At 39.8% G+C, this 22248-nt stretch carries 19 protein-coding genes and 1 riboswitch; of the genes, 1 reads left to right on the plus strand and 18 read right to left on the minus strand.

Annotation, left to right across the window (positions count from 1 at the left end; genetic code table 11):
- Positions 1 to 47 precede the first annotated feature (47 nt).
- The 17 genes from H8692_RS02400 to metK form a co-directional block, all read right to left on the minus strand.
- Entirely contained in the window at positions 48 to 518 is a 471-nt protein-coding gene (locus H8692_RS02400) for a GNAT family N-acetyltransferase (protein WP_177267650.1), read from the minus strand.
- A 21-nt stretch (positions 519 to 539) separates the two neighbouring features.
- A complete protein-coding gene (locus tag H8692_RS02405; RefSeq protein ID WP_177267651.1) occupies positions 540 to 1877 on the minus strand; it encodes a M18 family aminopeptidase in 1338 nt (445 codons plus the stop codon).
- 12 nt (positions 1878 to 1889) lie between these two features.
- Positions 1890 to 4811: a DEAD/DEAH box helicase gene (locus tag H8692_RS02410; RefSeq protein WP_187524924.1), complete on the minus strand. Its 2922-nt coding sequence runs from the start codon at positions 4809 to 4811 to the stop codon at positions 1890 to 1892.
- Positions 4812 to 4824: 13 nt separating this feature from the next.
- Positions 4825 to 5592, minus strand: a complete 768-nt coding sequence (locus H8692_RS02415; RefSeq protein ID WP_187524925.1) for an NYN domain-containing protein — start codon at positions 5590 to 5592, stop codon at positions 4825 to 4827.
- 71 nt (positions 5593 to 5663) lie between these two features.
- Positions 5664 to 6149 carry a GNAT family N-acetyltransferase gene (locus H8692_RS02420; protein ID WP_207722936.1) on the minus strand — a complete coding sequence of 162 codons (486 nt, stop codon included), beginning with the start codon at positions 6147 to 6149 and terminating at the stop codon, positions 5664 to 5666.
- Between the two features lie 135 nt (positions 6150 to 6284).
- Complete coding sequence (locus H8692_RS02425) at positions 6285 to 7787, minus strand: InlB B-repeat-containing protein (protein ID WP_187524926.1); 1503 nt, start codon at positions 7785 to 7787, stop codon at positions 6285 to 6287.
- A gap of 350 nt (positions 7788 to 8137) precedes the next feature.
- The gene (locus H8692_RS02430) at positions 8138 to 8770 is read right to left on the minus strand and encodes a CatA-like O-acetyltransferase, family 2 (protein ID WP_187524927.1); all 633 of its coding nucleotides are present in this window, start codon (positions 8768 to 8770) and stop codon (positions 8138 to 8140) included.
- A 154-nt stretch (positions 8771 to 8924) separates the two neighbouring features.
- Positions 8925 to 9389, minus strand: coding sequence for a GNAT family N-acetyltransferase (locus tag H8692_RS02435; protein WP_177267656.1), 465 nt, complete (start codon positions 9387 to 9389; stop codon positions 8925 to 8927).
- A gap of 161 nt (positions 9390 to 9550) precedes the next feature.
- Positions 9551 to 10468, minus strand: a complete 918-nt coding sequence (locus H8692_RS02440; RefSeq protein WP_177267657.1) for a sensor histidine kinase — start codon at positions 10466 to 10468, stop codon at positions 9551 to 9553.
- 8 nt (positions 10469 to 10476) lie between these two features.
- Positions 10477 to 11322 (minus strand): ABC transporter permease, encoded by an 846-nt coding sequence (locus H8692_RS02445; protein ID WP_187524928.1) that lies wholly within the window; start codon positions 11320 to 11322, stop codon positions 10477 to 10479.
- Positions 11315 to 12229 carry an ABC transporter ATP-binding protein gene (locus H8692_RS02450; protein ID WP_187524929.1) on the minus strand — a complete coding sequence of 305 codons (915 nt, stop codon included), beginning with the start codon at positions 12227 to 12229 and terminating at the stop codon, positions 11315 to 11317. The genes H8692_RS02445 and H8692_RS02450 overlap by 8 nt, the downstream gene beginning before the upstream one ends.
- An 83-nt stretch (positions 12230 to 12312) precedes the next feature.
- Positions 12313 to 12990, minus strand: coding sequence for a response regulator transcription factor (locus tag H8692_RS02455; protein ID WP_187524930.1), 678 nt, complete (start codon positions 12988 to 12990; stop codon positions 12313 to 12315).
- An 86-nt stretch (positions 12991 to 13076) separates the two neighbouring features.
- Positions 13077 to 13481: an SRPBCC family protein gene (locus tag H8692_RS02460; protein ID WP_177267661.1), complete on the minus strand. Its 405-nt coding sequence runs from the start codon at positions 13479 to 13481 to the stop codon at positions 13077 to 13079.
- A 141-nt stretch (positions 13482 to 13622) separates the two neighbouring features.
- Entirely contained in the window at positions 13623 to 15191 is a 1569-nt protein-coding gene (gene guaA, locus H8692_RS02465; RefSeq protein WP_177267662.1) for a glutamine-hydrolyzing GMP synthase, read from the minus strand.
- 126 nt (positions 15192 to 15317) lie between these two features.
- Complete coding sequence (locus H8692_RS02470; protein ID WP_177267663.1) at positions 15318 to 16826, minus strand: IMP dehydrogenase; 1509 nt, start codon at positions 16824 to 16826, stop codon at positions 15318 to 15320.
- A 178-nt stretch (positions 16827 to 17004) separates the two neighbouring features.
- Complete coding sequence (locus tag H8692_RS02475) at positions 17005 to 18321, minus strand: aspartate kinase (RefSeq protein WP_177267664.1); 1317 nt, start codon at positions 18319 to 18321, stop codon at positions 17005 to 17007.
- Between the two features lie 66 nt (positions 18322 to 18387).
- Positions 18388 to 19593, minus strand: a complete 1206-nt coding sequence (metK, locus tag H8692_RS02480) for a methionine adenosyltransferase (protein ID WP_187524931.1) — start codon at positions 19591 to 19593, stop codon at positions 18388 to 18390.
- Positions 19594 to 19651: 58 nt separating this feature from the next.
- Positions 19652 to 19762: riboswitch (SAM riboswitch) on the minus strand.
- A 156-nt stretch (positions 19763 to 19918) separates the two neighbouring features.
- Between metK and H8692_RS02485 the strand changes: the two genes are divergently transcribed.
- A complete protein-coding gene (locus H8692_RS02485; RefSeq protein WP_177267666.1) occupies positions 19919 to 21115 on the plus strand; it encodes a hypothetical protein in 1197 nt (398 codons plus the stop codon).
- Here the strand turns inward: H8692_RS02485 and H8692_RS02490 are convergent.
- On the minus strand, positions 21099 to 22181 hold the full coding sequence (locus H8692_RS02490) for a serine hydrolase domain-containing protein (protein ID WP_177267667.1): 1083 nt from the start codon (positions 22179 to 22181) through the stop codon (positions 21099 to 21101). The genes H8692_RS02485 and H8692_RS02490 overlap by 17 nt on opposite strands.
- Between the last annotated feature and the right edge of the window lie 67 nt (positions 22182 to 22248).

The following is a 22248-nucleotide window of genomic DNA, read 5'->3' on the forward strand; positions in this document are numbered from 1 at the left end:
TTCATAAAAAGCTGCCGTAAAATACGGCAGCTTTTTTTATTCCTATATCAACTTCCCATTTCCCTAAGAGATTCTCCTGACAATCTGTATACCGTCCAGTCTTCCAGAGGCTGTGCGCCCACAGATAGATAGAAATCTATACTCGGTTGATTCCAGTCAAGGCAGCTCCAGTCCAGCCTCCCACACCCTCTTTTTAGGGCTGTGGATGCCAGCTCTTTCAGCAATGCCTTCCCATATCCTTTTCCTCTGTATTTAGGCATTATATATAAATCCTCGAGATAGATTCCCGCTCTTCCGAGAAACGTTGAGAAATTATGAAAAAACAATGCAAACCCTACGTCTTTCCCATCTTCAACAGCTAATATAACTTCCGCTTTTTTCTTATCAAAAATCCACTCTTCAAGAAGCTCTGCTGTTGCAACCACCTGATCAGACAAATTCTCATATTCTGCCAGTTCATGAATAAACTTCAGGATCAGCTCTGTATCTTTTCTCTCTGCATAACGAAACTCTAACATATATTTTCCTCCATCAATTCTTCATCGGTTTTTATTATATATAAACTGAGCCTTATCTCTTTCTATTCGTATATCAGTATCATAAAATCGGGTCAATGCCTCTATCGCATATTGTGTATCCAGCGTACCGGCAGTTTCGTAACTGGAATGCATAGCCAACTGCGCCAGCCCCATATCCACTGCATTGACACTGACCTGAATATTTGACAAATTCCCCAGAGTCGAACCTCCCGCACTGTCGCTGCGATTTGCAAATGACTGTACAGGTACACCGGCTGCATGACAGATATCAGAAAATACTGCGCGGCTGAAGGCATCTGTCGTATATTTCTGATTAGCGCTTTCCTTGATTACGACACCCTTGTTTATAAAAACACAATTCACAGGATCTGTCTTTTCCGGATGATTGGGATGTACGGCATGCGCATTGTCACAACTTACAAGAAATGATCCTGCAACAGCCTTATAATAATCCTCCTGCGACCTACCTTCCGAAGAACTGATCCTCCAAAGCACATCATGCAAAAAGGTAGACATGGCTCCCTGTTTAGTATTGGATCCCACCTCTTCATTGTCAAAACAGCAGTATACACTTACAGTCTCATCATTTGATGAATTTAGGAATGCTTTCAGAGATGCAAAGGCACACTGTAGATCATCCAGTTTCGGAGCAGAAACAAACTCATCTTTGTATCCCCAGATAGCAGGACTCTGTCGATTTACTAAAAACAAATCTTTTGCCAGCATATCTTCCTTTTTCACGCCCAGCTCTTCTGCAACCATCACATCAAAATCACCTTTTCCAAGACCTCCTGCCGAAAACAACGGGCAAAGATCCACTTGCCTGTTATACTTATATCCTGTATTTATCTCTCTGTTAAAATGAATCGCAACATTTGGTATCAGCAAAACATCCTTATCAATATACACCAGCCTTGAAGAAATTTCATTTTTCTCCTTTACCATCACACGCCCGGCCAGACCAAGAGGTCTGTCAAACCATGAGCTGTCTATCATTCCTCCATAGGCCTCAACATCCAGCTTCAAATATCCACCGCTACTCTCAAGCTCGGGTATATTTTTAACTTTGAAAGCAGGCGAATCACTATGAGAAGCACAGATTTGAAAATGATTCTCCTCTTTGCTGACGCCTTTTCCTATCTTAAATGCAATTACACTCGATTGATTCCGTACTGTATAATACATCCCACCCTTTTCAAGCTCCCAATGTGTACTCTCGGGAAGATATTCAAAGCCTTCTTCATCAAGATAACTTTCTATCGTACTGACAGAATGAAACATGCTGGGGCTTTTCCTTATAAAATTCATCATTTCATTTGTCGTCTCAATATATTTCATCTATTCCTCCTGCTAATCTTCTACGATATATTCATATATATCTTCCCTCACCGGATCACTGAGTATGTACGTTATCTCAAAAGCTTCATCACCACTCTTTTCCAGTATCACCTGTTTAGGCTCGCCCGCCGCCTCTATCTCACCTAAGAAATAAAATTCCTTTGCCTCTTTATCGTTTTTATTTTTTCTCACAAACAAATATATCCTGTTTCCCAGATCCTCACGTGTTCTCTTATAAATATGATCTGCATCGGAAGATGTAACTCTTCTGGGATGTTTTGAAAATGCGATCAGTTCTTTATTAGATAGAAAACAATGTTCATATGAAACCTGTCCATGTTCTTTTTCATAATTGATAAATACCGGCATAGTCTTCGTTTTTCTCTCATAAAAATATCCGCCTACATTAAGGGGGTTCATTTGATTTTCCCAGTTCAGCATACGACATATATCTTCATAAGTATATTTCTGATAGAGCTGCATATTAGTATCTTTATATCTTCGGGAAAAATATTCTTTATATCTTGAAAGACCAAATTCAATAATTTCCTCTATCATATTTCTAAAATTTTTGCTTGCCAGCATCTGTTTAAAAGACTCTGAGGACTGCCATATTCCGTCATCAGATATTTCAAGGAAACTGCAGCCGTCAAAATTTTCTCTTTCTTTAGGCATTAAAAAATCAAGGGTCAAATTTCTTAAAACTGATATTTCTTCTTCATCCGAAACTTCTATATCATAATTCTTCTTCATATTCTTGCGAAAAGACCTTAGCAAATCTCTGCAGCCTATCACAATGCATCTAAGCATCTCCAGCTCATGAGGCCTCTTCCCTTTCGCTAATTTCTTTGATATATATTCAATAGACAAGACTTCTTCTTCGGATAAAATAATGGAATAATTCTTATCATCACATTTTCTCAAAAACGTATAATATGATCCGAAGAGCTTACTGTCAAATATCTTTGTCACATCAACCGAACCATATGTGTCAAAATCCAGCAACGAAGGAATTCGGCCCAATCTGTACTTCAGTTCCCTATATGCTTCTCTGATAAGTCTCACATCATTTGTCCTCGCTTTATCTATAGATTCATATATACGCTTTTTCGATATTCTATCAAAATGTATGCTGGAACTTCCCGGTATGATTCGTGTTCCCGACGAAACATACCTTCTTATAGTGTCCTTATTATAACTGCGATCTCCGGACAAAGCTATAGGTATCATGAAATTATTCCTATAATTTCCAATAAAGTCCAAAACCACCACAAACTCTTTGTCACGACTCTTACGCAACCCCCTTCCCAGCTGTTGGACAAATATTATAGGAGACTGTGTCGGTCTCAACATTATTATCTGATTTATCTCAGGAATATCAACACCTTCGTTAAAAATATCCACAGTAAAAATATAATCAAGCGCGTCTCTTCTCGTATCGTCCACAAGCCTTTCTATAGCTCTCTCGCGGACTTTCTGACTGTCTTCCCCTGACAGATCCAGCGTATGGAAACCTCTGCGGTTAAACTTCTGCGAAAGTATTCGTGATTCCTCTCTGCTGCTGCAAAAAACCAAGCCTCTCACCCTATTTCCGCTGTATCCGTAATACTCGGCCTTTTCAATTATATGCTCCACTCTATCATCAGTTACAAGTCTGCTGAAGTCTCTAAGTCTCGTATCATCGTCAAATGTTTCTGCTCCGATACTCAGCTCACTTATCCCAAAATAATGAAAAGGGCACAGCAATTTTTCCTCAAGAGCCTGAGCGAGCCTTATCTCATAGACTATGTTATGATCAAACAAACTAAATATATCAAATCCATCAGTGCGTTCGGGGCTGGCTGTCATCCCCAAATAAAGTGATGGTTGGAAATAATCCATAATTTTGCGGTGCATACCGGCTCCGGCGCGATGCACCTCATCCATGACAATGACATCAAACTCATCACGCTTAAATCTGGTCAGTACGTTGTCTTTTGACATAGTCTGAACAGTAGCAAACAGCATATCCTTTCCATATTCCTTCTGTGATCCTGACAGAATCCCAAAAGATCTTCCCTTTCCCATAACATTTTCATAACTGCTCTTAGCTTGTTTTGCAATTTGTTCTCTATGTACTAAAAAAAGCGCCTTCTTAGGATTGAGCCGGCGAAGTGCGAATGCCGACGCATATGTCTTGCCTGTTCCTGTAGCCGATATGAGCAGCGCTCTCTTCTCTCCTCGATCTATCAGACTGTCCAGATTTCTCATAAACGCGAGCTGCATTGAATTTGGCTTAAGATAATGTTTATCAAAAGTACTGATTTTCTGAGCAAGACTGTTGACACGCCTCTGTTCATCATATATTTTACTGTATGTATCTATCCAAGTTTCCAGAGGCCGTGCTTTCTCCCATAAATATTGAAGTTCTGCACCCATAGTGCGAACAAACTCGCCATTGCCTGTGGCAATAATCTTCGTGTTCCACTCTCTGTTTACGGAAAGAGCATGCATCGTCATATTTGAACTTCCGACAATTATCTTATATATGTCTCCCTCACGAAACATATAACCCTTTGTATGAAATCCGGGAGTTCTCTCATCAACACAGTACATCCTGACGCTTATATTATCCAATCCGTCCAATTTTTTCAGAGCCTCAGGTTCACTGAAATTCAAATAGTTTGTAGTAAGTATACGCCCTTTTACTCCGCAGGACTCCAGATCCTTTAACGTCTGCAGAAGAGGAGTAACGCCTCCTAAAGTTATAAAAGCAACACTGATAAAGAACTCATCACAATGTCTCAATTCTTGCTCCAGCGATGCTATCACTTTGCGGCCTTTTCTGTAGTCATTAGAGATAAACTGAGGTCTGTAGCTTAATTCCGAGTTTGTACTGTAATCTATAAATGCAGTCTGAAAACCATCCTGTATCTGCTGAAGTTTTTTATCCATAGCAATTATCCTATTATCTGCATCTGTAAGAAAAAATTATTACTTTCCCCTTGCCCGGAGACCGCCTCATCTCATACTTTCCGGGAAAGGCCTCTATCAGTTTAGACAGTTTGATATATCCAAAAGTACGCACATCAAAATCCGGCTTTACCCTCTTTATATATTGCCCCGCTGCGCTTATATTGACGTATCCTTCATCATCCTGATATTTATCCGAGGCTATCCTGAGCAAGTGATGAATCTCACTTATGTTTTCCTTTTCCTCCTCACACTTTTCAGGTACAGAAACTCCTTTTCTCGGTTTCTTTTCAGCGCCATCATTCTCATCATCCGGATCTTCAACATCCTCACTGAGGTTCTCCAAAAAAATAAATTCATCACAGCTGTTTCTGAATGCCTCTGGAGTCTTCTTTTCTCCCACGCCCATGACATAAACCCCTGACTCGTGCAGATTTATAGCCAATGGCGTATAGTCACTATCACTGGCAACAATCACAAACGCATCATAAATACCTTTATGAAGTAAATTAACCGTATCTATGACCAAAGCCATATCAGTCGCATTTTTTCCGGTAACATAATCAAACTGCTGCTCAGCTTTAATAGCCAAACGCTTCAGCTCATTTTCCCAATTTTTCAGGCTTTCCTTTTTCCAGTTTCCGTATGCTCTTTTTACTACAATACGTCCATGAGTAGAAATCTCCCGTATAACTTCTTCCATTTTCGATAATTGTGTATTATCTGCATCTATCAAAAGCACAATGCTCTGCAAATTTTCCATATTAATATTCCTTCCTCGGCAATTCTGCCTGTTTCTATATTATAACACCAACAAGAGTATATTGGAAATCATCAGTCTTTCCGGTCCGCATGGTTTTGATCACAGTTAAGATCCATTCGCAGATATATCATATCTATAAGCTTTATTCCGTCCTCATAAATGTCATGATCATAATTATCAACAAAAAAATTTTTTACAGAGTGTGATCTTTTAAAGCCGCACTTTTCATAAAAAGGTATTGTCAGAGGAGTTTCTCCCGTTCCTACTTGCAATATACGGAAATTTTTTTTATACCTGTCTTTGATGAACTCTATCATCCGCCGTCCGTATCCGCTCCTCTGGCTTTTCGGATCAACTGCGATATTCTTTATCTCAAGTATTCCTTTACCTTCATCGGTGACAACACAAACTGCTTTTATTCCATTATCAAACAAACCATACATCATCCCCCGCTGAAGATACTTATCAATCATAGTTTCCTGCTCATCAGCAAGAAAAAGCAGATCCATATATTTATTTTTATTCTCGATTATTTCTGTTATCTGCAGATGACTCATCGCTCAAAATCCTCCGTAAAAATATATCGTCATTATATAATTTTATCATAAATTTTTATTTAACTGTACCCTAAGCAGTTTGCACAAAAAAATCACCGTACTTAGTAAATACGGTGATTTTTAATCTATATACTGCTATTTCTCCCTTCTCTTCCTTCCGTAAAAGATAAGAATTGCTGTTCCGCATAAAGCTGCCGCCATAACTGACAGCCAGAATATCATATTACTGTCATCGCCTGTTTTGATTTCCTGATTTCCGTCTCCAGGCTTATCTGTTTCCCCTCCCGGCGACTGATCCGAAACCCATTTAGCATAAAGTTTCACATCTTTAATAACAGGAGTGCTAAAATCATACGCTTCTGTCATGGCCTCATCAACATACCATCCTTTGAACACATAACCTACTCTCGTTATACCGGGCTCTGAAAATGTCTTTCCGCAGATTACGCTGTCTGCAGCGCCATCCTCAAGATCGCCTCCGTTAGTGACATATTCTATTTTATGAATATCATTTTGAAGCTGCGCATATATGGGATCTGCTTCAAGATCACCCTTAGTCCCTGTGGCACTGCCTGTTCTGGCTGCTTCTACATGAATATTACCCTCTGCTTTAATAAACGATTCCTCCGGCTCCTTACTTCCCGGATCAGCCGCATATTCAGCCATATCTTCAGGGATATCAACCTCTGCTTCAAGTTTCATTGACTTAAAATCTTCATAGAGAAGATCCGGATTTTCTGCCGCTTCAGCTCCATCCAAAACCGTGGTTATAGTAAAACTGTTATCTGCTATATCAGACCTGTTTACTTTAAATGTATAAGTACATCTCGTTCCTACATCCGGCTCAAGAACTTTGCCATCTACATACGGTATAAACCCGCCCGTAAATTTCACAGTGATACTGTCGTCATCACCTTTAAGATGCAGTCTGGAGTCAAGTTTTACATTAAGATCAACATGAGTTATATAACCATTCCCATCAGCATTCTGCTGTTTATTTATCTCATCAGTACGGCCGAACACCATCTGGGCAACAGTATCATCAAAAGTAAAATTCGCTGTCAAATTCAGGCTGGAACTGTCATCATTTATAGCTCCGGCATGGACACCGATCACTTTAGGATTTTCTCTCGAGGTCTCGCCGGTACCGTCCATATCTAAAGATATGGATGATCCTTTAGCCAGATTAGTTATGCTTAAAATCTTTATGTAACTTATTGTTTTTACATATAATTCATCAACATCCTCAGGTATAGTCTGACCGTATCTGTACCAAGTACCGCTTCCGTCAGGCATAGTATTGTATGCAAGAAATCTCTGAAGAGATCCTCCGCCTACACCTATAGTTCCGATGTTTCCGCTATTAGGAGAGGTCTCCTTTCCTTCTGCCTTTATTTCCTGTGCCGGAACAGACTTAGAATAAGTTTTCGTTATAGTATATGCTTTTTCCTCGCCATCGCCAAAATCTATCTGTCTGTCGGAATCAAGAGTATAAGTGCAATATACGCTTCCATCTGATACAGTTTTCTTGGATTCCACAGCTTCGTCCTCTTTAAGAGTATTCCCCCAACCGGTAAGCCCGTTGTTTGCTGCATAATCCACTATATATCCTTTATTGCTGTTATCTGACTGAGACATATAATAGGTTATTGTCCTGCCCGGTGTGAATTTACCGTTTGTATTATCCGAGCCGTCCGCTGTGTCAGCTGATGCCGTTAAGGGTATTATACCCCCCCCCTATTGTCATAACTAACAAAAGGAGGCCGGACACGAGTTTCTTTCTTTTCATTTCTTTCCACCTCATTTCGCACACTGTGCATACATATATTATCTTATATAAGATACCACAGTACTCTGATTTTTTTAGATAATAACCTGAATCAGAGAGTTTGCTCCATGGGGATCATAGTTTCTCAAACTTTCATACTTTGCAGTTCTTTCAGTGCAAATATTTTTCTGTTCTTAAAGCATATTTATGTTTGTTCACATCATCTTCCAGCCGCCTTAAACTTATCCATCTCCTCTTGGAGGCGCTTCAAAAAACCAGCTGCATGAAGACCATCCATCTGTACATGATGAAATTGAAACGACATAGGAAGTATTTTTCTTATGAATTTTCTTCTGTACTTCCCCCAGATCAAAAAAGGATTATTATAAACTCCAGCATAAATATTCACTGCGCCATCAATACAATACTCCACAAGAGCCGAGGTTCCTATCACCATAAAATCATCACCCAGCTCATAGGCTTCACCTGTCTTCTGCACTCGTTTTAAAAGCCTTAGATAATCATCACTGAAAGCCTGCAGATCTTCATTAAATGGAATATCACATGTGCTGATTTTTCCGTTTTGTGCAGCAATGACTGTACTTATTGCCAGTCTGTCATATTTTATCAGCCTGTCTCCCACAGGAAGTATATAAAATTCTTCTGTACATGAAGCAGCTTTTCCGATACACCAACACATCAGCATATTAAATTTGTATCCATGCCGGCGACTGTATCTTACAATCCCTGTGACATCCAAGGTTTTATGAAAAGTTATCATAGGCATCGGTGCACTCATCCACAGTTCAAAAGCCTCTGCACGGCTTGTCTTTTTTACGTCTATTTCCTTCACTTTAATTACTCCTAAAAAATGCTTCTATTCTTTCTCTGCGCTTTATCAAATACAGTCATAAGTACATGTATATTTGTCACCCATCTGTTTGTCATTGAGATAACAGAGCTCTATGCCATCACCTCAAATAAATTCTTTCACTTCAATCTCAAGTTCAAACATTCTGCGCCGAACTATTATGAATATACATCCTGCTCATATCAGAATCATCTTCTCCCTGAACCATGCAGAGAAAATCCCATCCATATCTTTCATAAAACGATGTATGATCTGTAATAAGATACAAAGTTGCAATACCCATTCTGTTCATATCATCACAGATATATGCCAGAAGCTCCCCTGCGATTCCCCTACAGCGGTACTCCTCTTCCACATATAATGCACATATATTGGGCTTAAGATCTTTGCGGTTATGAAAATCATTTTCTACAACTCCCGCTCCGCCGATTATCTTCCTTCCTTCAACAGCAACATACCACTGCGGAACACTTCTTTCATTATCAAAACTCTCTTTCATGCTTTCTTCATATGCTTCTTTAGATACGCCCCATTTGCAATGAAACCATTCCGCCCCTTCACATATAAAATCTGTGTGATCTCTTATTCTTATGATTTTCATATTCTTTCTCCCTGCCGCAGCCAATTCAATTTCATATATGAAATAATATACGGCTCTCCTTGCCGTTTAACACCCGGATCTTTTATAGCCTCTGTCTTATGACAATAAAACTCATCTGCAACAGTATTCCATCGTTACAAACCACCGGACAAGACCATGTTCTACTTTACCAGGGACTTGTCCGTATATACATCAAATCGTATTTCAATACGAAAAACATTTTCTTCTGCAAATGCTGCTATACTTCCATTCATTCTCTCAGTCAGTTCTTTTGCTATTGCAAGACCAAGACCTGCAGACGCACTGCCTCTGGCAGAATCTGCTTTATAAAATCTTGAAAAGATACGCTCCATATCAAGCTGCTCCTGATTTGTCATATCGTTTTCACAGCAGAATATATTTTGTTCGCCTTCTTGATACAATGCAAGCCTTATTTTATTTCTTCCGTGTTCCAGCGCATTTTTTATTATATTCTGGATCACACGCCGTATTGCCTCGGCATTTCCTGAAACAGGCAAATGTCCCTCGAAAAAATCTATCTGAGGATGCATGTCTTTTCCTTCAAATTCATCATAAAAAGAAAAAACCGTATCAAATACAATTTTCGCAAAATCAACAACCTCCATATCGATTCGGTAATTCTCATTTTGAAGCTTTGTATAGGTGAACAGTTCTTCCAACATATCTTTCAAACTGGTTATCCTGTTTTGTATAATTGAAATATAGTGGTTTCTTTCATTCTCTTTATCACTCTTTGAAAGAAGCTGAAAATATCCGTCCATAGATGTAAGCGGAGTTCTGATATCGTGGGATAAATTAGTAATAATCTCTTTCAGATTCTCCTCATTGTGCTGAGAATCTTTTTGTATTCTGCGGGATATATCTACGATTTCATTTATTCCGTCGGTCAATTCGTTCAACTCGGGAAAAGGTAATTCTGATGTAATCCGCAAATTTGTCTGCTTACTGTTTATAAAGGTCAGCTGCCTGCATGTCCTCCTGACCTGCCGTCTGTAAGCGGTCAATATCACAGTTGCAGTAATCGCCGCAGCCGTAGCGGCAGCCGCCCATATTATCATACGTCCTCCTACCTGACATCACGTCTTTTTATCACCGTTATAGCAAGAATAACCGCCGCAAAAGCAAATGCTACTCCTACCAAAACACTTCTCATCATTTCATCTGAAGATGCTGATATGCCTGTCATAGTTATATTGCCATCCAAAAGATAATTATTAATATCAAATTCCCATACCGGGTTTATATCATATACCATCTTATTGACAGCGGAACATATAGGAACCTCCAGACCTGCACAAATCAGTATCCCTGCCGTCATACTAAAAGCTGTGCTGCGAGTCAGTATTGATAAAAACATGATCAGCAATGCAAATCCCAAATGGAGAAGATACTGAACACCAAGGAATTTGCATAAAGATAAAACTGATCCCATATACAGATCACTGCCCCATAATATAAATCCCGTTGCCGCCGTAACCAGTGAAAAAACAACTATCATAAAAAAAACTTGAATTGCTATAGCAGTAAATTTGGAAATTATCAAGACTCCCCGGCCAGGAAACTGTCCTATGATATTCTTAATATATCCGTTTTTCTGTTCAGCATTAGCAAACATAGCTGCAAATATTACACAGAGAATGGAAAGAAGCCCGCTTTTTATTTCTGAACTTATCAGGCTGCCCACCTCGATTTTTCCTGTCATCCATTCAGGGTCAGGCCAAACAGCTATTCCTATCTGCCTGCCGGATTCCTCTTCTGTAACTGCATTCACAGGATCACTTTTCATCAATTCTATATCAGAATCTGTCATAACAGCACTAAAAATCGCCAGCGCAATGACAAAAATAAGAATGATCCATGTAGATCTTGAATGTATCAGACGATACATATCCATCTTTATTAAATTAAACATATTCAGCACCTCCAGTCAAATTAAGATAATAATCTTCAAGAGCCTCATTCTTGACAGTTATCCCCATTGTCTTTACGCCATTTTCGGCTAAAGACATAGTGATATCTCCACTGTCATTCAGTCGCTCAAAAATCTGAATGGTGCTGGCATCCACGACTTTATAACGTTTGATTCCCATACTTTCAAGGACAGTACAAGCCCTTCCGGTATCATCAGTTTTTAGTTCAATCCTCTCGCTGCATTTTGCAAGAAGCTCCTCTCTTGTCATTTCCTGAAGCAATACACCGTCATGTATAATCCCATAATTAGTTGCAATTTTTGATAATTCTTCCAGAATATGACTTGAAATAATAAATGTTATGTTTTTCTCTTTATTCAGTTTCGATAGAGTCTCCCGTATCTCAGCTATCCCCTGTGGATCAAGACCGTTAATAGGTTCGTCTAAAATAACGATATCCGGATCTCCTACAAGCGCAAGAGCAATACCCAGACGCTGTTTCATTCCAAGTGAAAAATTCCTGATTTTTTTCCGGCCCGTATTTTCAAGTCCCACTATCCTAAGTAAGTCGTCTATACAGCCTTTCTTCCTCACTCCCATAGCCAGACATTTAAGTTTCAAATTTTCTCTTGCTGACATATTGGGATACACACCGGGAGCTTCTATCAGTGTCCCGATGCGGGACATATACGGACTCACATTTTTTCCTGTCTTTCCAAACAGCGTAAAATCTCCTGCTGTAGGTGATGCCAGACCACTTATTATTTTCAGTATTGTTGTTTTTCCTGCACCATTGCGCCCGATCAATCCGTATATATCTCCCTGTCTGATGTGAATATTCACAGAATCAACAGCTTTGTGCCTTCCGTATTGTTTCGTTAAACCATTGGTACACAGTAAGTATTCCATTTAAACTCCTCCTTTGCTTCACATCTTTATTCTACAGTGAAATCACCAATAAAACGCAAAGCAAAGTTAAAGAAAGTATAAAGTTATCTGGCAAGCCTAAAACCTATGCCCCATACAGTTTCGATATATTCTTCTTCTGTAACTTCTTTAAACTTTTTTCGTATATTACTGATATGCACATTAATGGTTTTATCTTCTCCTATATATACATCTTCCCATGCGTAATCATAAATATCCTGCTTTGAATACACTCTGCCGGGATGCATGAGCAAAAGTTCAAGAATCTTAAACTCCTGCTTTGTCAAAAATATCTCTTCATTATTTATGTAAGCTTTAAAGAAAGACGGTTTCAGAAGCAAATTTTTGTATTGCATCTGTTCAGAGTCTCTGTCTTTTTTCTCGGAAAAACGTCGTATCTGAACTCCTGCTCTTGCCACCAGTTCCTGAATCTCAAAAGGTTTAGTTATATAATCCTCAGCTCCATCCGTCAAAAGCCCTACCTTACTGTCAAGACTGTCTTTTGAGGAAACCACCATAACAGGAATTTTCTGCAGTGTCTTTATCTTAGGCAAAAGCTCCTCACCTGAAATTCCCGGGAGCATCAAATCCATTACTGCCAGATCATAATTTTCTCTTTCAAGATAAATCAGGGCTTCCGTCCCTGAAAACGCCTGAGTACAATTATACCCTGCCTTCTCGAGAGCCTTTGTTATTATATTATTTATATCCGTATCATCTTCAATGACGATAATATTTTTCATTGTTCTCCCCTTATGTGCTCAACAAAACAGAACTTTTCCTGATATATATCTTACATAAATATATAAAAATACATCTATTCGGTATTTTAAATTTTTCCAAGAAGAAATTTTTTTAAATCTGCTAAAAACCTCACCTGCTGTTTTTTTAAAAAAGATTTTGCAAATGGCCTCATAATACACTTTTTAACTTCTACATACTCTGTAAAATCTATTTCGGTCCCGCCATCCTTAGCAGAAAAAATTCCAACCCAGTGCCCCTTCATATTACTGTTGCTAATATCAAACTCCCAACGCCTTAATGGGACTGAAACAGTAACGGTAAATTCAGTAGGATAATCATTTTTGTCATATTCAATAAACTGTTTTTCGTTTATCGTCTCTGTTTTACTTAAATCACTTCGCCATTTAACATAATCCTCAACTGTTGTCACAGCTTCCCAAACTTTCTGAACATCACACCGCATAACAGTCTTTATATTCGATATTGCCATTTACAAATGCACTCCCTAAAATACAATTTTATCTTAAACTACAAATACTTAAAATTTGAACAAAAAATCTTTAAAAAGTTTCGTAAAATTTCACAATATATCACATTTTTAAAAATGTCGATGTACGGGTATATAGCTATGCTATTCAAACTCTATTGTCCCCGGTGGCTTTCCCGTACAATCGTACAGAACTCTGTTAACATGCTTTACTTCATTTATGATTCTGGTTGTCACCTTACCTATAACCTCCCACGGAAGCTGAGCTGCCTCTGCCGTCATAAAATCACTGGTAAATACTGCTCTTAGAGCCACAGCATAATCGTATGTTCTAAAGTCACCCATGACTCCAACACTCCTCATATTCGTAAGAGCTGCAAAATACTGTCCGAGAGTTCCCTCCCGTCCGGATTTAGGGATAAGTCCGGCTTCCATAGCTGCCGCAATTTCCTCTCGGTAAATAGCATCCGCATCTTGAACAATTTTTACCTTTTCTTCCGTGACTTCTCCCACTATTCTAACACCGAGGCCGGGACCGGGGAATGGCTGACGGAACACCAAATATTCCGGTATCCCTAATGCAAGCCCCGTTTTCCTAACCTCGTCTTTAAACAGCATCCTGAGAGGTTCTATTATTTCCTTAAATTCCACATGATCCGGAAGCCCTCCTACATTATGATGAGATTTTATCACAGCAGATTTTCCAAACCCGCTCTCGATAACATCAGGATATATCGTTCCCTGTACAAGAAAATCAACAGCTCCAATCTTTTTTGCCTGTTCCTCAAAGACTCTGATAAATTCCTCACCTATTATTTTTCTCTTCTCCTCCGGCTCACTGATCCCCGAAAGCCTGTCATAAAATCTCTTCTGAGCATTCACTCTGATAAAATTAAGATCGTAGTTTCCTTCAGGTCCAAATACAGCTTCTACTTCATCTCCTTCATTTTTTCTCAGAAGACCGTGATCTACAAAAACACATGTCAACTGTTTTCCCACTGCCTTTGAAAGAAGAACAGCCGCAACAGAAGAATCTACTCCACCGGAAAGTGCGCAGAGGACCTTTCCGGAACCCACCTTTCTTCTCACAGCCTTTATGGCATCATCTGCAAAAGATCCCATCTCCCAGTCTCCGGAACATCCGCACACATCTTTTACAAAGGCGCTCAACATTTTAGAACCTTCTTCAGTATGCATCACCTCAGGATGAAGTTGAAGAGCATATATCTTCCTTGCTCTGTTTTCCATCGCCGCTACAGGACACACATCAGTATGAGCAGTTACCGTAAATCCTTCCGGCGGCATGCTTATATAATCAGTATGGCTCATCCAGCAAACAGTCCTGTCTGATACGTTCCTGAAAAGGCCGCCTTTCTCATCTATAGTTAACTCTGTCCTTCCGTACTCACTTACAGGAGCAGTTTCCACTCTGCCGCCCAGCTGATGAGCTATGAGCTGGGCCCCATAACAGATTCCGAGAATAGGTATTCCCATATCATAAAGCTCCCTTGAATACTGTGGAGAATTATCTCCGTAAACACTGTTCGGCCCTCCTGTAAAAATTATTCCTTTAGGCTTCGCAGCTTTTATATCTTCAAGACTTATTGTATAAGGATGCACTTCACAATAAACGCTGCATTCCCTTACGCGGCGGGCAATCAGCTGATTATACTGCCCGCCGAAATCCAAAACTATGATTTTCTCATGTTTCATATATAGTATTCCCTTTCAAATTATATCTTTGATATTATATCCTCGCAGTCTAAGAAAAAATAGCCGATAACGGCTATTTTTCATTATCGGCACAGCCTTAGCCTGTTGCTTCAGCAAAGCCGTTCTTTATCTGTTGCTGTTTCCGGAAGTATCTCTGAGGATAACATCATGCGCTCCGCCCTCTACGATACTCGTAGCTGACACTACAGTAAGTTTTGCATTCTTCTGCAAATCAGGTATAGTAAGAAGCCCGCAGTTGCACATGGTAGATTTTACTTTCTGAAGTGACTGCCTTACATTATCACTCAGAGGTCCCGCATACGGTACATATGAGTCCACGCCCTCCTCGAAAGAGAGCTTACTGTCTCCTCCCATATCATATCGCTGCCAGTTTCTTGCTCTGTTAGAACCTTCACCCCAGTATTCTTTCACATAACTTCCGTTTATAGTCAGTTTTGCAGTAGGCGACTCATCAAACCTTGAGAAATACCTTCCAAGCATGATGAAATCAGCTCCCATAGCCAGAGCCAGAGTCATATGATAATCATAAACTATACCTCCGTCCGAACAAATAGGAACATATACTCCTGTACGTCTAAAATAATCATCTCTAGCCTTTGCTACTTCTATGACAGCTGAAGCCTGTCCTCTTCCAATACCCTTTTGCTCTCTGGTTATACATATAGAACCGCCGCCGATACCAACTTTTACAAAATCAGCTCCCGCATCTGCAAGATAGTTAAATCCTTCCTTATCAACAACGTTGCCGGCGCCTATCTTTACACTGTCCCCATACTTTTCACGAACAAAATCCAAAGTCATCTTCTGCCATTCTGTGAATCCTTCTGATGAGTCTATACAAAGCACATCAGCTCCGGCTTCCACAAGAGCAGGTATCCTTTCCCTGTAATCTCTGGTGTTTACTCCCGCTCCCACCATATATCTCTTATGTCCGTCAAGAAGCTCATCAGGATATGCCTTATGTGTATCATAGTCCTTGCGAAAAACAAAATATGCAAGTCTCTGGTTCTTACCGATTATAGGAAGTGCATTAAGTTTATTATCCCACAATATATCATTGGCTTCGGAAAGCGTTACCCCTTCCTCGGCATATATAAGCTTTTCAAAAGGTGTCATAAAATTACATACCTTCTCATCAAGAGACATTCTGCTTATACGATAATCTCTGCTTGTCACCAGTCCTACCATTTTTCCTTCTGCCGTACCGTCCTCGGTTACTGCTGTGGTGGAATGCCCTGTCCTCTCTTTGAGGTCCAACAGTTCTCTTAAAGTCTGATCCGGTCTGATATTTGCGTCACTTGTGACAAATCCGGCCTTATGAGACTTTACCTTCCGCACCATTTCAGACTGACTTTCTATGCTCTGGGAGCCAAATATAAATGAAATTCCGCCTTCCTTAGCAAGAGCTATCGCAAGTCTGTCTCCCGAAACCGCCTGCATAATGGCAGATACCAGGGGTATATTCATTTTTATAGCAGATTCTTCTCCCTTTCTGAATTTGACTACCGGTGTCTTTAAAGAAACATTATCCACCCTGCATTCTTTTGATGAATATCCCGGTACTAAAAGATATTCATTAAATGTTCTGGATGGTTCATCGAAAATATATGCCATAATTACCTCCTGCTTTTAATACAAACTATAATATTACATTTTATCTCAAATCAGCACAATTTACAATTCAATTCAACAATTATATAAAGGTTTGCAAAAAAAACATATACTCCCATACTCCTCATATGCAAAAGCCTCAGCGTCGGATATATCTCCCGTGCTGAGGCTCTCCCGTTTATTATGATACAAAAGCTTTATATATAGCTCTTATAGCTGTTTCAAAATCCTTGTTTTCTACTCCTACGATAATATTCATCTCACTGGACCCCTGATCTATCATCCTAATATTAATCTTTTCCTTTGCAAGAGCGTTGAACAACGCTGCTGCAACACCCGGCCTATATGACATCCCATGTCCCACGGTAGCAATAAGCGCCATATCTTCAAAGACCTCTATTGTATCAGGCTTAAGCTGACGTTCAAACTCTTCAACGATCTCATCCAGCTTTCCATCTATTCCGTCGTTATCCAAAACTACAGACAATGTATCTACGCCGCTGGGAATATGCTCGATGGGTACATCGAAATCTTCCAAGATAGCTGTCATTTTTCTTATAAATCCTCTTTCACTGCTCATTAGATTCTTATACATGGCTATTACAGTAAAATCCTTATAGCCTGCTATTCCCGCTATTATCTGTCCTTCTTCCAGCTTCGCCGGCTCGGATGTTATTATAGTTCCGGGATCTTCAGGTCTGTTTGTATTCCTTATATTGATAGGAATATTTGCTACCCTTGCCGGATAAATGGCATCTTCATGAAGCACAGAAGCTCCCATATATGAAAGCTCCCTAAGCTCTTTATATGAAACTGTGCTAATCGGCTTAGGATTCTTCACTATCCTCGGATCTGCCATAAGGAATCCGGATACATCTGTCCAGTTCTCATAAACATCAGCGCCAACAGCTCTTGCCACCAATGCTCCTGTAATATCGGAACCGCCTCTTGAGAAAGTCTTCACCGTGCTGTCTATCTTCGATCCGTAAAATCCAGGTATAACAGCTGTATCATGATTAGAAAGTTCTTTCTTTATAGCTTTATCAGTTAACTCCTCCATGAATCTCCCTTTTTCATCGAATTTAACCATTTTCGCAGAATCCACAAAATCATATCCCAAGTATGCTGCTATCAGCATAGCATTGAGATATTCACCTCTGCTGGCTATATAATCTGCACTGGCTCCGGCTTCAAGATTCTTTTTGATTTCTTCAAATTCATAGGAAAGATTAACATCAACGCCAAGATTTACCTCCACTGCCATGAATCTGTCGCATATCACTTGGAATATCTGCTGATAAGGAATCTTATGTTCTATATGCGTTTTGCAGAGATACAACAAATCTGTCACCTTGCTGTCTTCGGAAAATCTTTTCCCCGGCGCCGATACCACCACATATTTTATATCTTCATCATTTTTGATAATCTTGCGTATCTTTTCTATCTGCAAAGCGTCTGCTACAGAAGAACCTCCAAACTTTGCGACTTTAACTCCCATATTTTCTAAATCTCCTTTCATATCTCTGATTGCTGAAAGCAATCATGCAGGTTACATCGTATCATTTTACTTATTTGACAAATCAGCAGCCTTTCTGAGAATTTCTGCCTTATCGGTCTTCTCCCACGGCAAATCTATATCTGTTCTTCCGAAATGTCCGTAAGCAGCTACCTGCCTGTATATAGGTCTTCTGAGGCCCAGATCTCTGATTATCGCCGCAGGTCTGAGATCAAAATTTTCTTCGACTATCTGAGCCAGCTTTTCATCTGAGATCCTGCCTGTTCCAAATGAGTCGACAAGTATAGATACAGGTCTGGCTACACCTATCGCATACGCCAGCTGAATCTCGCATTTATCAGCAAGCCCTGCAGCTACCATATTCTTCGCCACATATCTCGCAGCATATGCCGCTGATCTGTCAACTTTCGTAGGATCTTTCCCGCTGAAAGCCCCTCCTCCGTGACGTGCATAACCTCCGTATGTATCAACGATTAGTTTCCTTCCGGTTAGCCCTGAATCTCCATGAGGTCCGCCGATAACAAATCTCCCTGTAGGATTTATGAAATATTTTGTTTGATCATCCAGAAGGCTACTGTCCACCACAGGCTTTACCACATGTTCTATCAGATCTTTTCTTATCCTGGAAAGCTCCACATCCGGATCATGCTGTGTGGATATCACTATAGTATCTATCCTTTTAACTTTATCATCTTCGTATTCAACTGTTACCTGAGTCTTCCCGTCAGGCCTCAAATAAGTCAATATACCATCTTTTCTGACATCCGCCAATCTCTTGGAAAGTCTGTGAGCGAGAGATATAGGCATAGGCATCAGCTCAGGTGTTTCATTACACGCAAACCCAAACATCATTCCCTGATCGCCCGCACCCGTCTCGTCAGACAAATCCGCCTCATCATTAAGCTGCCCCTCTTTATATTCAAGAGCTTTATCGACTCCCATGGCAATATCGGCAGACTGTTCATCTATAGCTGTAAGAATAGCACACACATTGCCGTCAAACCCATACTCGCAGTGATTATATCCTATATCACAGATAACTTCTCTGGCCAGTTTCTGAATGTCTATATAACATTCTGTACTTATTTCTCCCATTATCATAGCATATCCTGTATTCACAGTAGTTTCAGCCGCTACTCTTCCCATAGGGTCTTTTTCCATTATAGCATCTACTATAGCATCGGAAATTTGATCACATATTTTATCCGGATGTCCCTCCGTAACAGATTCCGATGTAAATAATTTTTTCATCATTACCTCCATAAAGAAAAACCTCTTTCAGAATTAGAAAGAGATCGTTTACCGTTTTCTTTCCTCATCTTTCAGACCGCAATATCTGTAGGATTTAGCACCTTCTGTACTTTAACATACAGGGGTTGCCGGGCTTCACAGGGCCTATTCCCTCCGCCGCTCTTAATAAGGAATTATTTGATTTTCCTTATTAATTATATATCAATTAAATTCTCTGTCAATAGATGGCGCTAACTTTATTTCTCTTGTATTTTTCCCCAAATAAGGTATACTTTCTGTATCGACCGCATAATTTTTGCAACAGAAAAAAATCAATGAGGTATTTAATTTGAGCAAACCTAAATTAACTGTTATCGAAGGAGGTCTTTCCTCCTCAATAGAAAAACGGAATAAATACTTTGTCTCTGCCTATGTTACTGATACGCGACTAATGGGTGTCCTTTCAATATATGCAAGATGGAAGATTTCCGATACAGATCCGGATTCTGATCTGCATCAATTTTTTTATATAGATTGTGAAGAGGCGGGTCTTGAAACTTATAAGAGTATTATAGGCAATGATTTTGAAAAACTGAACTATATAGAACAAGCTCTCATAGGTGGATTAGGTGCAAAAAAAATAAGCCTTTCCGAACGCCATCTCCGAGGTCTTATAACATACTACAAGCGATTCAATCAGATCCACAGTCTTCCCCTGCCGCCAAATTACGGGGAATACGGCTTTATAACTGAGCCTGAAACTACGCTTACATCCGATGAAATGAAAGCCCTCATGAATGAAATATGCAGCGAGATTACATCTGATTATCAGGTTATAAATTATTTTCTCATGAGATGCTTCGGCAGAGACCGCCAGGGGGCGACTTACCTTGCCGACAAAAGTGTTCCGGTAGATTTATATGATAATTATCACCAAGCTACTTTCTGCAAAAACGTTATTGATGCTGAACGTACTTATGAAGACGATGCCGTCTCTTATCTCTGCGAATCTCTTATAGAGCAGAACAATAGTTATGAAGTAGTCATTTCAAAAGTAGTGGTAAAAAATCTGAAAGTCGTTTCTTTCAGTAAATGTTCAGGCTTTGACATCAGCACTGCAGAAGCTGCAATGATGCTGGCAAAGCCTGAATATATAACTGTATATGAAGTTCTTCTTTCCGACGATGATATGGATAACAACATAGGAGAACTTACGGTCAATCTTGATACCATAATGTCCACCCACGAAAACGGCAGAATGTTTATGGCATTCAAGAAAAACAACGACCATGTTGACGAAAGAGTTTTCCGTCTCAGCAACGATGTCAAAGGAGTATACTTTTTGACTGATTTCGGTCAGCTTATAGTATCCGCATACAGCCTTCCCGACATACGATATCTGGAGAACAAACTCAAGGCAAGTCCTCTGGCTCCTTTTTTAATGACCACTGCAAAATATGAATTCAAAGAACCTGTTCTTTTTGAATTTATACAAAGTGATTTTGAAGACTTTGAGGACTTTCTCAATTTTATAAAGAATGAATAAGTTCAGCAAACAATGTTTTGCTGATTCTTTTTACCGGAGCGGCAGAGACATTGGAAAGTACTGATATCGTCATGTCCAGCTCCGGACACATCCAGAAACTTGCTCTGAAACCGATGTCCGTTCCCTCATGTCCTATCAGATGATATCCTTCCTGTTCTCTCATAAACCATCCTAAGCCCATCTTTTCTCCATTATTGGGAACAACCGCATACTCTTGCCACATCTTATCATATGTTTCTGACGAGAACGCCTTTCTGTCAAGATTGAATCTTCCCCATTTAAGCATATCCTCAACGTTGGTAGTAAGCGTAGAGCTCGGAGCGTGCTGCCTGCTGTAAGGATAATACTTCGCCATTATCAAATTTTTATCTGAATCTCTCTCATGAGGCATAGCCATTCTCAGAGTATCTATATAATCAAGTTCAAGACTTCCTCCGGTTCTTTCTATAGTAAGAACCGTGGTATTCTCCATTCCCGCAGGTCTAAAGCAGTTTTCCTTTATGAATTCATCAAACAGTTTGCCGGAAACTTCTTCTATAACGGCTCCCAAAAGCTCATATGCAATACTGCTGTAGATAAAACCTCCCTTACCCGGTTCACAGAGCATTCGTCCTTTCAAAACTTCATCAGAAACTACGTAATTCCTGAGAGACTCTGCATCTACAACTTTATCTCCCCATTTCCATTCCCAGTCCTCTACCGGAACATCATGCAGCCCCGATATATGACATAACATCTGGTACAGTTTGATATCCCTGCATCTCTTGTCATCCATTTCCCAATAAGGCAGCAGATCCACCAGTCTGTCATCAAGATCTATCTTTTTCTCATCTACCAGCTTCATAATACCCATGGCGGTCATCATTTTAGACGCGGAAGCACAGTGATACACATCGTTTTTATCTATAGGATCTTTCGTTATAAAATTCCTGTATCCCCTGGCGCCGGTAAATCGTTCATCTCCAATCATAACCCCCAAAGCGACACTTGGTACATCGTAGATTTCCATAGCTTTATCGAGAAAAGCTCCACATAGATCATTCAGTTTTAATCCTTCTTTTACCATTGTAATCAAATTCCTTTCATATGTATATATCCCATCGCCTGCTACAGCGACACGGATTTTCTTTAAT

Source organism: Lentihominibacter hominis (genome assembly GCF_014385065.1).
Classification (GTDB): domain Bacteria; phylum Bacillota; class Clostridia; order Peptostreptococcales; family Anaerovoracaceae; genus Lentihominibacter; species Lentihominibacter hominis.